Source organism: Actinotalea sp. (assembly GCF_035443605.1).
Lineage (GTDB): Bacteria > Actinomycetota > Actinomycetes > Actinomycetales > Cellulomonadaceae > Actinotalea.
The window spans coordinates 1-13,204 of sequence record NZ_DAORSQ010000076.1; the positions used below are offsets into that span (position 1 = coordinate 1).

The 13,204-nt window shown below is 75.6% G+C and carries 14 protein-coding genes; 8 read left to right on the forward strand and 6 right to left on the reverse strand.

Annotated features, from left to right (window positions below):
- Positions 1 to 2,144, reverse strand: a 2,144-nt coding sequence (gene metH, locus PKY62_RS09415) for a methionine synthase (RefSeq protein ID WP_324536454.1), incomplete at its 3' end; no start/stop codon positions are given.
- 100 nt (positions 2,145 to 2,244) lie between these two features.
- Between metH and PKY62_RS09420 the strand changes: the two genes are divergently transcribed.
- From PKY62_RS09420 to rimI, 6 genes are all read left to right on the forward strand, one after another.
- Complete coding sequence (locus PKY62_RS09420; RefSeq protein ID WP_324536455.1) at positions 2,245 to 3,858, forward strand: bifunctional ADP-dependent NAD(P)H-hydrate dehydratase/NAD(P)H-hydrate epimerase; 1,614 nt, start codon at positions 2,245 to 2,247, stop codon at positions 3,856 to 3,858.
- A complete protein-coding gene (locus PKY62_RS09425; RefSeq protein WP_324536456.1) occupies positions 3,855 to 4,529 on the forward strand; it encodes a nucleoside/nucleotide kinase family protein in 675 nt (224 codons plus the stop codon). Before PKY62_RS09420 ends, PKY62_RS09425 begins: the two co-directional genes overlap by 4 nt.
- A gap of 85 nt (positions 4,530 to 4,614) precedes the next feature.
- Complete coding sequence (alr, locus tag PKY62_RS09430) at positions 4,615 to 5,763, forward strand: alanine racemase (RefSeq protein ID WP_502875826.1); 1,149 nt, start codon at positions 4,615 to 4,617, stop codon at positions 5,761 to 5,763.
- Complete coding sequence (gene tsaE / locus PKY62_RS09435) at positions 5,756 to 6,277, forward strand: tRNA (adenosine(37)-N6)-threonylcarbamoyltransferase complex ATPase subunit type 1 TsaE (protein ID WP_324536457.1); 522 nt, start codon at positions 5,756 to 5,758, stop codon at positions 6,275 to 6,277. The genes alr and tsaE overlap by 8 nt, the downstream gene beginning before the upstream one ends.
- A gap of 22 nt (positions 6,278 to 6,299) precedes the next feature.
- A complete protein-coding gene (gene tsaB, locus PKY62_RS09440; RefSeq protein WP_324536458.1) occupies positions 6,300 to 6,983 on the forward strand; it encodes a tRNA (adenosine(37)-N6)-threonylcarbamoyltransferase complex dimerization subunit type 1 TsaB in 684 nt (227 codons plus the stop codon).
- Positions 6,980 to 7,456 (forward strand): ribosomal protein S18-alanine N-acetyltransferase, encoded by a 477-nt coding sequence (gene rimI, locus PKY62_RS09445; protein WP_324536459.1) that lies wholly within the window; start codon positions 6,980 to 6,982, stop codon positions 7,454 to 7,456. Before tsaB ends, rimI begins: the two co-directional genes overlap by 4 nt.
- Positions 7,457 to 7,502: 46 nt before the next feature.
- On the opposite strand, the gene PKY62_RS09450 is transcribed toward rimI, so the two are convergent.
- The gene (locus PKY62_RS09450; RefSeq protein WP_324536460.1) at positions 7,503 to 8,123 is read right to left on the reverse strand and encodes a malonic semialdehyde reductase; all 621 of its coding nucleotides are present in this window, start codon (positions 8,121 to 8,123) and stop codon (positions 7,503 to 7,505) included.
- Between the two features lie 85 nt (positions 8,124 to 8,208).
- On the opposite strand from PKY62_RS09450, the gene tsaD reads away from it, so the two are divergent.
- Positions 8,209 to 9,264, forward strand: coding sequence for a tRNA (adenosine(37)-N6)-threonylcarbamoyltransferase complex transferase subunit TsaD (tsaD, locus tag PKY62_RS09455; protein ID WP_324536461.1), 1,056 nt, complete (start codon positions 8,209 to 8,211; stop codon positions 9,262 to 9,264).
- A gap of 17 nt (positions 9,265 to 9,281) precedes the next feature.
- On the opposite strand, the gene PKY62_RS09460 is transcribed toward tsaD, so the two are convergent.
- From PKY62_RS09460 to PKY62_RS09475, 4 genes are all read right to left on the reverse strand, one after another.
- The gene (locus tag PKY62_RS09460; RefSeq protein WP_324536462.1) at positions 9,282 to 9,809 is read right to left on the reverse strand and encodes a hypothetical protein; all 528 of its coding nucleotides are present in this window, start codon (positions 9,807 to 9,809) and stop codon (positions 9,282 to 9,284) included.
- On the reverse strand, positions 9,809 to 10,249 hold the full coding sequence (locus PKY62_RS09465) for a PadR family transcriptional regulator (protein WP_324536463.1): 441 nt from the start codon (positions 10,247 to 10,249) through the stop codon (positions 9,809 to 9,811). The genes PKY62_RS09460 and PKY62_RS09465 overlap by 1 nt, the downstream gene beginning before the upstream one ends.
- A gap of 250 nt (positions 10,250 to 10,499) precedes the next feature.
- Positions 10,500 to 11,636 (reverse strand): glutamate--cysteine ligase, encoded by a 1,137-nt coding sequence (locus PKY62_RS09470; RefSeq protein WP_324536464.1) that lies wholly within the window; start codon positions 11,634 to 11,636, stop codon positions 10,500 to 10,502.
- Positions 11,636 to 12,823, reverse strand: a complete 1,188-nt coding sequence (locus tag PKY62_RS09475; protein WP_324536465.1) for a class I SAM-dependent methyltransferase — start codon at positions 12,821 to 12,823, stop codon at positions 11,636 to 11,638. Before PKY62_RS09475 ends, PKY62_RS09470 begins: the two co-directional genes overlap by 1 nt.
- 247 nt (positions 12,824 to 13,070) lie before the next feature.
- On the opposite strand from PKY62_RS09475, the gene PKY62_RS09480 reads away from it, so the two are divergent.
- Positions 13,071 to 13,204: co-chaperone GroES (locus tag PKY62_RS09480; RefSeq protein WP_502875827.1), on the forward strand; the 134-nt coding region annotated here is incomplete at its 3' end.

Sequence of the window (13,204 nt, forward strand, 5' to 3'; positions counted from 1 at the left end):
GACTTGACCACCTGGGGCAGGAACATCTTGCCCGCGCCGAACAGGTCGCCGACCACGTTCATCCCGGCCATGAGCGGGCCCTCGATGACAGCCAGCGGCGAGCCGAGCTCGCGGAACGCCTCCTCGGCGTCGGCGGCGACGTGCTCGACGATGCCGTGCACCAGCGCGTGCCGCAGGCGCTCGGCGACCGGCTGCTCGCGCCACGCCTCGGCGCCCCTGGCCTCCTTGGCGACGCCCTTGTAGCTCTCCGCGAGCGCGATGAGCCGCTCGGTGGCCTCGGGGTGGCGCGCAAGGATGACGTCCTCGACCGCCGAGCGGAGCTCCGGGTCCAGGTCCGCGTCCACCGTGAGCATCCCGGCGTTGACGATCCCCATGTCCAGGCCGGCGGCGATCGCGTGCGAGAGGAAGACGGCGTGCATCGCCTCGCGCACGTGGTTGTTGCCGCGGAAGGCGAACGAGACGTTGGAGATCCCGCCGCTGGTCAGCGCTCCTGGCAGGTTCTGCTTGATCCAGCGGACCGCCTCGATGAAGTCGCGCGCGTAGGCGTCGTGCTCGGCCATCCCCGTGGCGACGGTGAGCACGTTGGGGTCGAAGATGATGTCCTGCGGCGCGTAGCCGGCCTCCTGGGTGAGCAGCCGGTAGGCGCGCGAGCACACCGTGACCCGGCGCTCGAGCGTGTCGGCCTGCCCCTCCTCGTCGAACGCCATGACGACGACGGCCGCGCCGTAGCGCCGCACACGCCGGGCCCGCTCGAGGAAGACGGCCTCGCCGTCCTTGAGGGACAGCGAGTTGACGACGGCCTTGCCCTGCACGCGGCGCAGGCCTGTCTCCAGCACGGCCCAGTCGGAGGAGTCGATCATCACCGGCACGCGCGCGATGTCGGGCTCGACCGCCAGGAGGTTGAGGAAGTGGCTCATCGCCTCGGGCCCGTCGATCATGCCGTCGTCGACGTTGACGTCGATGACCTGCGCGCCACCGGCCACCTGCTGGGCCGCGATCGCGACGGCCGCGGCGTCGTCCTTGGCGACGATGGTCGCCTTGAAGCGCGGGCTGCCCGCGAGGTTGGTGCGCTCGCCGACGTTGACGAACGGGATGGTCGCGGTCAGCTCGAAGGGCTCGAGCCCGGAGAGCCGCAGGTGCGGCGAGGCCGGCCCCGCGACGCGCGGCGGCACGCCGTCGACCGCGGCGGCGAACGCGCGGATGTGGTCCGGCGTGGTGCCGCAGCAGCCGCCGACGATGTTGAGCAGCCCCTCGCGGGCGAACCGGCCGAGGACCTCCGCCATCTGCTCCGGGCTCTCGTCGTACTCCCCGAAGGCGTTGGGCAGCCCGGCGTTGGGGTGCGTGGACACCAGCGCCGTGGTGGCCCCGGCGATCTCCCGCAGGTACGGGTGCAGGGGCTCGGGGCCGAGCGCGCAGTTGAGGCCGACCGAGAACAGCTCGGCGTGCTCGGTGGAGATGACGAACGCCTCGGGCGTCTGGCCGGACAGCGTGCGCCCGCTCGCATCGGTGATGGTGCCCGAGAGCATGACCGGCACCCGGCGCCCCGTCGCGCGGGCGACCTCCTCGCACGCGTACAGCGCGGCCTTGGCGTTGAGCGTGTCGAACACCGTCTCGATGAGCAGCAGGTCGACCCCGCCCTCGACCAGTGCCGTGACCTGCTCGGTGTAGGCGGCCGCGAGGTCCTCGAACGTCACGTTGCGGAAGCCCGGCCGCTCGACCTCGGGGGACAGCGACGCGGTCCGGTTGGTCGGGCCGACGGCCCCCGCGACCCAGCGGCGACGGCCGTCGCGGGCCTGCGCCGCGTCGGCCTCCGCGCGCGCCAGCCGGGCGCCCGCCGCGTTCATCGCGCCGACGAGGTGCTCGGTGCCGTAGTCGGCCTGCGAGATCGCGTTGGCGTTGAAGGTGTTGGTGCACGTGATGTCGGCACCCGCGGCGAGGTAGTCGCGGTGGATCCGCGCGATGAGCTCCGGCCGCGTCAGCTGCAGCAGGTCGAAGTTGCCCTGGTACGCGCGGCCCGGCTCGGCACCCTCGAACCGGAACGCGTCCTCTGCCAGGTGCTCGTCCTGGAGCATCGTGCCCCACGCGCCGTCCAGGACGAGGATCCGCTCGCGCGCGCACTCGCCGATCCCGGGGCTCCGGGTCACGCTGTCACCTCGTCCTGCTCGGGGTGGACGCTGGGGTCCAGGCCTGCTCGCACGGCCGCGCCGATTCTACGCGTGGGCACCCACGGGGCAGGATGGACCCGTGATCGAGGCCTTCAGCGCTGCCGACGTCCGTGCCGCGGAGCGGCCCCTGCTCGCCGCCGAGCGGGGCTTCGCCGGCGGGCTGATGCACCGGGCCGCCTGGGCGCTGGCCGCCGCGGTGCGGCGCGAGCTGCGGGCCGACGGGGTGCGCGTGCCGGGCGCCGCGGTCGCCGGGCTGGTCGGCGGTGGCAACAACGGTGGCGACACGCTGCACGCGCTGGCGCTGCTCGCGCGGCACGGGGTGAGCGCGATCGCTGTCGCCCCCGGGCCGGTGCACGACGGCGGCCTGGCGGCCCTGCGCTCCGCCGGCGGCCGGGTCCTGGCCGTCGGGCCGGACGCACCGGGCGAGCCCGTCTGGCTGGGCGACGCGATCGCCGAGGCGTTCGCGGCCGACGTCGTGCTCGACGGGCTGCTGGGGATCGGGGCGCGCGGCGGGCTGCGCGGGCCGGCGGCGCGGCTGGTCGAGCTGCTCGGCGGGCTGCTGTCGGTGCCCGGGCCCGGGCCGCGCGTCGTCGCGGTGGACGTGCCGAGCGGGATCGGGGTGGACGACGGCGCCGTGCCGGGCCCCGTGCTCGCGGCCGACCGCACCGTGACGTTCGGCGCGGCCAAGCCCGGGCTGCTGCTGCCGCCGGCGGCTGCGCTGGCGGGCGTGGTGGACGTGGTCGACCTGGGGCTGGCGCTGGGCGGCGGGGTGCCCGGCGCGCCCCGCGCCGCCGTCGTCCGCCTTGCCGCGCCCGACGTCGCCGCGCTGTGGCCCGTGCCCGGGGCGCTGGACCACAAGTACACGCGCGGCGTGCTCGGCGTCGTGGCCGGATCCCCCGACTACCCCGGCGCCGCCGTGCTCACGGTGGCGGGCGCGCTGGGTGTCGGCTGCCCGATGGTGCGCTACCTCGGCCCCGCCGCGGTGCGCCACGCCGTCGTGGCGGCGCACCCCGAGGTCGTGACCGCCGAGGGTCGCGTGCAGGCGTGGGTGCTCGGGCCGGGGGTCGCGGGGGGCGAGCAGCGCGAGCGCGTGGCGGCCGTGCTGCGCGCCGCGGGCCGGGACGCGACGCCGGTGGTGGTCGACGCCGGGGCGCTCGGCCTGCTGCCAGCCCGGGTGGGTGGGCACGTGGTCCTCACGCCCCATGCCGGGGAGCTCGCCACGCTGCTGACGGCCCGCGGGATCGCGGTGGGCCGTGCCCAGGTCGAGGCCGAGCCGCTGCGCTGGGCGCGCGAGGCGGTCAGCCGGACCGGGGCGACCGTGCTGCTCAAGGGCGCCACGACCCTCGTCGTCGGGACCGCCGGCCGCGCCGAGGTCGTGGCGAGCCAGGCCGACGGCACGCCCTGGCTGGCGACGGCCGGCGCCGGGGACGTGCTCGCGGGGGTGCTCGGGGCGCTGCTCGCCGGGCTCGCCGTGCCGGACGGGCCGCTCACGGCGGGGCCGGACGGGCCGCTCACGGCGGGGCCGGACGGGCCGCTCACGGCGGGGCCGAGGGTGCTCGTGGAGGTGGTGGCAGCGGCCGTCGCGGTGCACGGCTGGGCGGCGTGCGCCGCGAGCGGTGGCGGCCCGCTGACCGCGTCCGCCGTGGCGGCAGCCCTCCCGGGCGTGGTGCGCGGGCTGGTCGCGGGCCCGTGAGCGGGGACGTGCCCGACGCGCCGCCCGGGCCAGAGCTCGTCGACCCCGTCCTCGTCGACCCCGTCCTCGTCGACCTGGCCGCGCAGCTCGTCGCGGGCGGACGCCGCGCGCTGCTCGGCCTGGCCGGCCCGCCGGGCGCCGGCAAGTCGACGCTCGCCCGGGGGCTGGTCGACGCGCTCACGGCCCGCGGGGTCACGGCCGTGCTGCTGCCCATGGACGGGTTCCACCTCGCGCAGGCGGAGCTGGAGCGGCTGGGCCGCGCGGGCCGCAAGGGCGCGCCGGACACGTTCGACGCCGCGGGCTTCGTCGCGCTGCTCGGCCGTGTCCGGGCAGGCGTCGAGATCGTCTACGCGCCGGTGTTCGACCGTGGGATCGAGGAGCCGATCGCCGGCGCGATCGCGGTGGACCACGCCACGTCGCTCGTGGTGGTCGAGGGCAACTACCTCCTGCACGACGACGGCGCGTGGGCCCGCGTCGCCCCGCTGCTCGACGCGTGCTGGTACCTCGACCTGCCCGACGACGTCCGGGTCGCCCGGCTCGTGGCGCGGCACGTCGCGCACGGCCGCTCGCCGCGGGCGGCCCGGGAGTGGGTGCTGCGCTCGGACGAGGCGAACGCCCGGCTCGTGGCGCGCGGGCGCGGGCGCGCCGACCTCCTCGTCCCGGTCACCTGACCGGCGGCGCGCGTGCGGCCGCCCCTCCCGCGCGTGCGGGCGGGCGGGCCGGACCCGCTCGGCCGCCGGTGAGAGACTGGGCGCCGTGAGCGCCTTCCCCGCCCGTGCCGTGATCGACCTGGCCGCCGTCCGGTCCAACGTCGCTGTGCTGTCCGCCCGCGCCGGGTCCGCCGCCGTGATGGCCGTCGTCAAGGCCGACGGCTACGGCCACGGCCTGGTCCCCATGGCCAGGGCGGCGCTCGCGGGCGGCGCGACCTGGCTCGGCGTCGCGCAGCTCGACGAGGCCATGACCCTGCGCGCCGCCGGGATCGAGGCCCCGGTGCTGACCTGGTTGTACGCCCCCGGCGCGCCCCTGGGTGCCGCCCTCGAGGCGGGGATCGATCTGGCGGTCGCCTCGCCGTGGGCCTTGGACGAGGTGCTCGCCGCCGCGCGCGCGACGGGGCGGACCGCGCGCGTCCACCTCAAGGTCGACACGGGGCTCGGCCGCGGCGGCATGATGCCCGACCAGCTCGACGCGGCGCTCGACGTCGCCCTGGCGGCCCAGGCCGAGGGCGCGTGCGCCGTCGTCGGGGTCTTCTCGCACCTGGCGTGGGCCGACGCGCCGGACCACCCCACCGTGCTCGCCCAGGCCCGCGTGTTCGACGACGCCGTGGCCGCGGCCGAGCGCCGGGGCGCGCGGCTCGAGGTGCGCCACCTCGCCAACTCCGCCGCCACCCTGACCAACCCGGCGATGCACTACGACCTCGTGCGGCCAGGGCTCGCCGTCACGGGGCTCTCGCCGGTGCCGCAGATCGGCGACGCCGCGCACTTCGGCCTGGTGCCGGCGATGCGCCTCGAGGCGACGCTGGTGCTCACCAAGCGCGTGCCGGCGGGTCAGGGCGTCTCGTACGCCCACCTGTACACGACCTCGCGGGAGACGGTGCTGGGCATCGTGCCGCTGGGCTACGCCGACGGCATCCCGCGGCACGCCTCCGGCGACGCGGAGCGCTGGGGCGGCCCCGTCCAGGTGGGTGACCGGCGGCTGGGCGTCGCCGGCCGCGTGTGCATGGACCAGGTGGTGCTGGACCTGGGGCCCGGCGCGGCCGAGGTCGCGGGGGACACGGTGGTGCTGTTCGGCTCCGGGGCGGACGGCGAGCCGACGGCCCAGGACTGGGCGGACGCCGCCGGCACGATCTCCTACGAGATCGTCACCCGGCTGGGCGCCCGGGTGCCGCGGGTGCACGTCGGTGGCTGAGGCCCGGGGAACGGAGATCGGGCCGGAGCTGGTGCTGGAGCTCGCCGACGCGGAGGCCACGCGGGCGTGGGGTCGGCGGCTCGCCGCGGTGCTGCGCGCGGGCGATCTCGTGGTGCTCAGCGGCCCCCTCGGCGCGGGCAAGACCACGCTGGCCCAGGGGATCGGGGCGGGGCTCGGCGTCCGCGGCCAGGTGGCCTCGCCGACGTTCATCATCGCCCGCGTGCACCCCTCGCTCACCGACGGACCCGCCCTGGTGCACGTCGACGCCTACCGGCTGGGCTCGCTCGAGGAGCTCGACGCGCTGGACCTGGACGCCTCGCTGGACGAGTCCGTCACGCTCGTCGAGTGGGGCGAGGGACTGGCGGAGGTGCTCTCGGAGGACAGGCTCGAGGTGGTGCTCGAGCGGCCGCACGGTGCGGGTGCCGGTGAGGCTCCGCTCGACGGCGCCGGCGTGCGCCACGTGACCGTGCGCGCCGTCGGGCCGCGCTGGGCGGGTGTGCGCCTGCCCGCCTGAGCCCCGGTGGGAGGATGGGCGCGTGCTGGTCCTCGCCCTCGACACGTCCGCCGACATCACCGTCGCCCTCGTCCGCGACGGTGCGACGCTCGCCGCCCGCCGGGCAGCGGAGCAGCGCCGCCACGCCGAGCTGCTCGCCCCCCTCGTCGCCGAGGTGCTGGCGGAGGCCGGCCGCGCGGCCGGCGCGATCGAGGCCGTCGTCGTCGGGACCGGGCCGGCGCCGTTCACGGGTCTGCGCGCGGGGCTGGTGACCGCCCGGACGTTGGCGTGGTCGCTCGGCGTCCCGGTGCTCGGCGTGTGCAGCCTCGACGCGTACGCCGCGCAGGCGTACGAGGGCTGTGCCGACCGGGACGCCGAGGTGCTCGTCGTCACCGACGCGCGACGTCGCGAGGTCTACGCGGCGCGGTACCGGTGGGACGGTCCGGACGGCGACGTCGCGTGCGTCGAGGGCCCGGCGGTGCTCCATGCGGCGACCCTCGCGGCGGACCCGTCCACCGCGCGCTCCGTCGTCGTCGGGCCCGGCGCCGGGCTCTACCCCGACGACCTCACCGCGGCGCCGGGAGCCCCGACGGTGCTGGACCCGGCGGTGCTGGCCCGGCTCGCCACGCTCCGGGCAGCGACCGGTCGGGACCAGCCCACCGCCCCGCTGTACCTGCGCCGGCCCGACGTGATGCCGTCGGCCGCCCGCAAGAGGGCCACGGGGTGAGTGGGCAGCCGGGGGCCGTCGAGCTGCGCCCGCTGACCCCGGGCGACGTCGTCACCGTCGCGGGGCTCGAGTGCGCGATCTTCGGGGAGTCCGCGTGGTCGGCCGAGATGGTGCGCGAGGAGCTCACCGGTCCGGGGCGCTGGTACGTCGGCGTCGACGACGAGGACGGGCACCTCGTCGCCTACGCGGGGACGTGGTTCGACGGCGACGTCGTGCAGGTCATGACGCTCGGGGTCGCGCAGGCCGCGCGGCGCCGAGGGCTGGGGGCCGTGCTGCTCGCGGCGCTCGTCGGGCATGCCCGTGAGGAGGGCGCCGAGGCGGTGCTGCTCGAGGTGCGCGTCGACAACGAGCCGGCGATCGAGCTCTACACCCGTGCCGGGTTCGTCACGCTGGGCCGACGGCGGCGGTACTACCAGCCCGAGGACGTCGACGCGTGGACGATGCGCCTGCCGCTCGACCCGCCGGCACGCTGACCCGCCCGCCGCCGACGAGCTCGCGGTCCGCGACCGTGGGCCGGGGTCAGACGACGACGGTGGTCTGGGCCGTCTCGAGGCGCGCGGCGCGCGGGTAGGGGTGGGGGGCGTCGGCCGGCCGGCCGACGTTGAGCACCATGATCGAGCGCCAGGCCGTCCCGGCGAGCAGGTCGGCGTCGATCCCGGGGGCGTCCATGCCGCTCATCGGACCGACGGCGAGGCCGGCGGCGCGCAGGCCGACGACGAGGTACCCGGCCTGCAGCCAGGCGTTGTCCCTGGCGGTGCGCTCGCGGCCGGCGGGGTTGGCGTCGAGGCGCTCGCGCACGCCCGGCACGCTCGGCATGAGCGTGCCCATGTGCTCGTGGAAGTCGAGGTCCGCGGCGACGACGATGCTCAGCGGCGCGGTGCGCACGCGCTCCCTGTTGGCCTCGGCCATGTGGCCGGCGAGGCGCTCGCGGGCCGCGGCCGAGCGGACCAGCAGCAGGCGCATCGGCGAGGAGTTCAGCGCCGTGGGCCCCCAGCGGACCAGGTCGTGGACGGCGTCGATGACCTCGTCCGGCACGGGCTCCACGCCGAACGCGTGCGCCGAGCGTGCATCGCGGAACAGGGCGTCCTGCTCGGCGCCGTCGAGCAGGAAGAGGTCGGTCGCGGAGCTGGTGGTCGTCATGGTTGGTTGAACAGTCAACCGACGGGGGGCGTTCCCGGGCGGGCTGTGACGCCGGTCACCCCTCGCCGCCGCCTACGCTGGGACCATGCCTGACGCCACCCTCGTCCTGGGGATCGAGACCTCGTGCGACGAGACCGGGGTCGCCCTGGTCCGGATCGACGGGGACCGCAGCGAGCTGCTGGCGGACGTGGTCGCGAGCTCGATGGACGAGCACGCACGGTACGGCGGGATCATCCCGGAGATCGCCTCGCGCGCACACCTCGAGGCCATGGTGCCGACGATCGAGCGGGCGCTGGCGCAGGCGGGCGTCGACCGGGGTCAGGTCGGGGCGATCGCCGTGACGGCGGGGCCGGGGCTCGTGGGGCCGCTGACGGTCGGTGCGGCCGCAGCCAAGGCCCTCGCGCTCGGGCTCGGCGTGCCGCTGTACGGCGTCAACCACGTCATCGGGCACGCGGTGGTGGACGAGCTGGTGCACGGGCCGTTCCCGGAGCGCGTCATGGCGCTGGTGGTCTCCGGCGGGCACTCCTCGCTGCTGCTCGTCGACGACACCGTGCGGGTCACCGAGCTGGGCTCCACGCTCGACGACGCCGCGGGGGAGGCGTTCGACAAGGTCGGGCGGCTGCTCGGCCTGCCCTATCCCGGCGGCCCGCACATCGACCGCCTCGCGCGCGAGGGCGACCCGACGGCGATCCGGTTCCCGCGGGGGCTGACGGCGGCCAAGGACCAGGCCGACCACGCCGCTGACTTCTCCTTCTCCGGCCTCAAGACCGCCGTGGCGCGGTGGGTCGAGGCCCGGCAGGACGCGGGCCAGGAGATCCCGCTCGCCGACGTCTCGGCGTCGTTCGCGGCGGCCGTCGCCGACGTGCTCACGGCCAAGACGATCGCGGCCTGCCGGCGGCACGGGGTCGACACGCTCGTGGTGGGCGGCGGCTTCTCGGCCAACTCCCAGCTGCGGGAGCTGGTCGCGGTGCGGTGCGCCGAGGCCGGGATCGAGCTGCGCATCCCGCCGATCCGCTACTGCACGGACAACGGGGCGATGATCGCGGCGCTCGGGGCCGCCGTCGTGCGTCGCGGCCTGCCCGCCTCGCCGCTGGACCTGCCCGTCGACTCCTCGATGCCGCTGACGCACGTGCTGGCCTGAGCCCGGCGGGGAAGGGGTCAGCGCCCGGTGCGCAGGCGCCAGATGCGGCTGCCGACGGCGAACGCCACGCCGCCGAGCACCAGCGCGAGGAGCAGGCCGGGAGCGGAGAGCAGCGGTCCGCCGGCCGTGAGCTCCGCTTCGCTCGCCACGAAGGTCCACGTCCCGCCCAGGACGGAGATCTCCGCCCGGCCGCCACCCAGGGCGAGCATCCCGTCGAGCACGCCGAACGAGTAGGCGACGAGCAGGTAGGTGAGCATCCCGAGCACGACGACGGCCGCGGTCGCACCGGAGCCCCAGCGGGGGTGACGACGGCCGAGTGTCCCGAGGTACTCGTCCGCGAGCGCGTAGGGGTGGCCGAGGTCCGCCAGGGCGGCCGGCATCCCGACCTCCGTGGCGGTGGCGAGGGCCGAGGCGCGCAGCTCCGTCCGGACGGCGCGGTACTCGCGGCTGGGGTAGTCCTGCATCGCCCAGCCGAAGCGGGTGAGGTACCAGCCCAGCGAGAGCTGGTCGCGCACGCTGATCGAGGTTCTCGTCGAGGGGGTCATCACGGCTCCTGGTGGGTGGTCGGTGTCGGATCGGTCGGTGGTGCCGGATCGGTGGGTGGCGCCGGATCGGTGGGTGGTGCCGGATCGGTGGGTGGCGCGGTGCGCTGGTCGAGCCCGCCGAGGACGACGTCGACGGTGCGCGTGAGGTCGGCCCAACCGCGCGCGGCCCTGGCGAGGTCGGACGCGCCGTGGGCGGTCGGGACGTAGTACTTGCGCGCTGGGCCGGCCGTGGAGGCGACCAGGCGGGAGGTGATCAGCCCGTCACGCTCGAGGCGGGCGAGCACCGGGTACACGGTCCCGGTCGCGATGTCGGCCAGCCCGGCCTCCTGGAGGCGGGTCACCAGCTCGTAGCCGTAGGACTCCCGCGTGGTGAGCGAGGCCAGGACGAGCATGGGCAGCACGCCCTTGAGCAGCTGGGGGTCTCGCGGTGGCGGGGTCATGGATGCAGGTTACGCCCACTAGTAGGCAATAACAACTAGCAGGTGATGAACCTTTCCGCGGTGCCGCCGACCCCGCTGCCGCGCCTCGACGTCAGGCCACCCCCGCCTCCGACGCGCCTCCGACCCGGCTCCGACCCGGCTCCGCGGGTTCTCGTCGATTTCTGGTCGTCTGACGACACGAGATCGACGAGAACCGATGGCGAGAGGTGGCGGGGGAGCGGCGAGAGGTGGCGGGGGAGCGGCCGGAGGGCTACAGCGGCCTGCCTGCGCGCATCTCCGCCACGAGCGCTGCGACGACCGCCCCGAGGTCGCCGTCGTTGCGGCGGGCGACGGCGCGCTGGCGCTGGTAGGAGGCGCCCTTGCGCAGGATGGTGCGCACGTGCGCGAGCTCTGCCGAGCAGCGCAGCCGCTCGGCCACCGGTTCGAGCTCGACCAGCAGCCGCTCCACGTTGTCGGTGACCAGCTCCTCGTCGCCGGCGCGGTCGAGGATGATGATCGCGTCCATGCCGTACCGCGCCGAGCGCCACTTGTTCTCCTGGACGAACCACGGCGGCAGGCTCGGCAGCTCGCGGCCCTGGTCGAGCAGCGTCGAGAAGTGCTCGACCAGGCAGTGGATGAGCGCGGCGAAGGCGAGCACCTCGGTGAGGTTCGGGGAGCCGTCGGCGATCCGCATCTCCAGGGTGCCGAACCGCGGCGACGGCCGGATGTCCCAGCGGATCTCGTCCACCTGGTCGATGACGCCGACGTGCAGCATGTCGGCGACGTAGGACTCGAACTGCGCCCAGGTCTCGAACTGGAACGGCAGCCCCGCGGTCGGCAGCTGCTGGAACATCAGCGCCCGGTTGGAGGCATAGCCGGTGTCCTTGCCGCCCCAGAACGGGGAGGAGGCCGAGAGCGCCTGGATGTGCGGGACGTAGGTGAGCATCGCGCGCAGGATCGGCAGCACCTTGGCCTTGTCCTCGATGCCCACGTGCACATGCACGCCGTAGATGAGCATCTGCCGGCCCCACCACTGCGTGCGCTCGATGAGCGTGTTGTAGCGCTGGCGGTCGGTGACCTTCTGGTGGCTCCACTGCGCGAACGGGTGCGTCCCGGCGCACATGAGCTCGACGCGCAGGGGGTCGGTGATCGCGCGCAGCTCGTCGACGGAGCGCTGGAGGTCCGCACCGGCCTCGGCGACGGTGTGGCACACGCCGGTGATGATCTCGACGGTGTTGAGCAGCAGCTCCTGCTTGATCGTCGGGTGCTCCCCGCCGCCGGGCGGCGCGACGGCGTCGAGCACGGTGCGGGCCACCTGGCGCAGGTCACCGGAGTCGGCGTCGACGAGCGCGAGCTCCCACTCGACGCCGATGGTCGAGCGCTCCGAGGTCGCGAACGGGATCTCCATCAGACCGGCTCCACCACGAGGACCTGCTGGGACCCGGCGACCCGGGTCAGGACGATGGTCGCCTCGGCGTCGCCGCGCAGGTCGAGCTGCTTGCGCAGCTGCTCCGGCACGACGGCGGTCCCGCGCTTCTTGATCGTCAGGCGCCCGACGTCGCGCTCGCGCAGCGCGGTGCGCAGCCGCTTGAGGCCGAACGGCAGGACGTCGAGCACGCGGTACGCCTGCGCGACGTCCGTCGGCGCGAGGTGGTCGGAGGTCACGTACGCAATCGTGGCGTCCAGCAGGCGGCCGTGCACCTGCTCGGCGACCAGGGCGACGAGCCCCGAGCGGATGACGGCGCCGTCGGGCTCGTAGAGGTACGCGCCGGGCGGGCCGACGTCGGGGTCGGTGAGCCCACCGGCCGGCATCCGGACCGTGGTGGCGGTGGATCCCCGCAGCACCAGCGCGCTGCGGCCGGGACCCTCCGGCGCGAGCGGGCCGAACCACAGGCCCGCCTCGACGACGTCGCCGTCGACGCTCACCCACTGCGCCTCGGCGTCGGCCGGGACGTCGGAGTGCGCGATCGCCGGCCCCACCTTGACGCCGAGGGCCGGGACGCGGTGCCGCACGGCCAGGACGTCGTCGAGCGGGGGGCTGTAGGCCGCCGGGTCGTGGCGGCGTCGGCCGGCCGCGGTGCGCCGGGCCGGGTCCGCGAAGACGCCGTCGACCCCCTCGGCCGCCAGGTCGAGCGCGAGGCCGTCGCCGTGCCGCACGACCGCCTCGGGGAAGTGGCGCAGGTTGACCGTGGCGATGGCGGCGGTGAGCTCGTCGAGGTCGATCGCGAGCACCCGCAGGCCCAGGGCCGCCATCGCCATCGCGTCCCCGCCGATGCCGCACGTGAGGTCGGCGACGTGCGTGACGCCGGCGGCCGAGAACCGCCGGGCGTGGCGGGCGCCGACCGTCAGCCGCGTCGCCTGCTCCAGGCCGGCCTGGGTGAGCAGCATGCCGTCGGCGAAGTCGGCGAACTTCTCCCGGGCCTTGAGGCGCAGGCGCGACTGGGTCAGCGCGGCGGCGACGAGCACGGGGTCGACGCCCTCGCGCTGCAGCCGCTCCGACACGGCCATCGCGATCCGCTCGTCGTAGGGCGGCAGCGCCCCGAGCAGCGCCCACCCCGCGGGGCTGAGCAGCAGCGAGAGCGCGGCGGGATCCATGGCCCGATCCTGCCAGGTGGTCCGCCCGGCCGGGTTCGGCCGGGTTCGGCGGGGCGCTGGCGGGGCGCTGGCGGGGCGGCGTGTTGGCACTCGGATTGACCGAGTGCTAACGGACGCCTAGATTCGTCCTGGTCCTCCTCACTCGGGGAGGCCAGCTGCACGGTCAGGCCGACCGGCACCCGCGACGACGGGCGGCCAGGCCCTGCTGCCACCAACTGTTCCCACGAATGCGAAGGGGAGGTCCGCTGTGTCGGTCTCCATCAAGCCGCTCGAGGACCGTGTTGTCGTCCGTACGCTCGAGGCCGAGCAGACGACCGCCTCCGGTCTGGTCATCCCGGACACCGCGAAGGAGAAGCCCCAGGAGGGCGAGGTCCTCGCGGT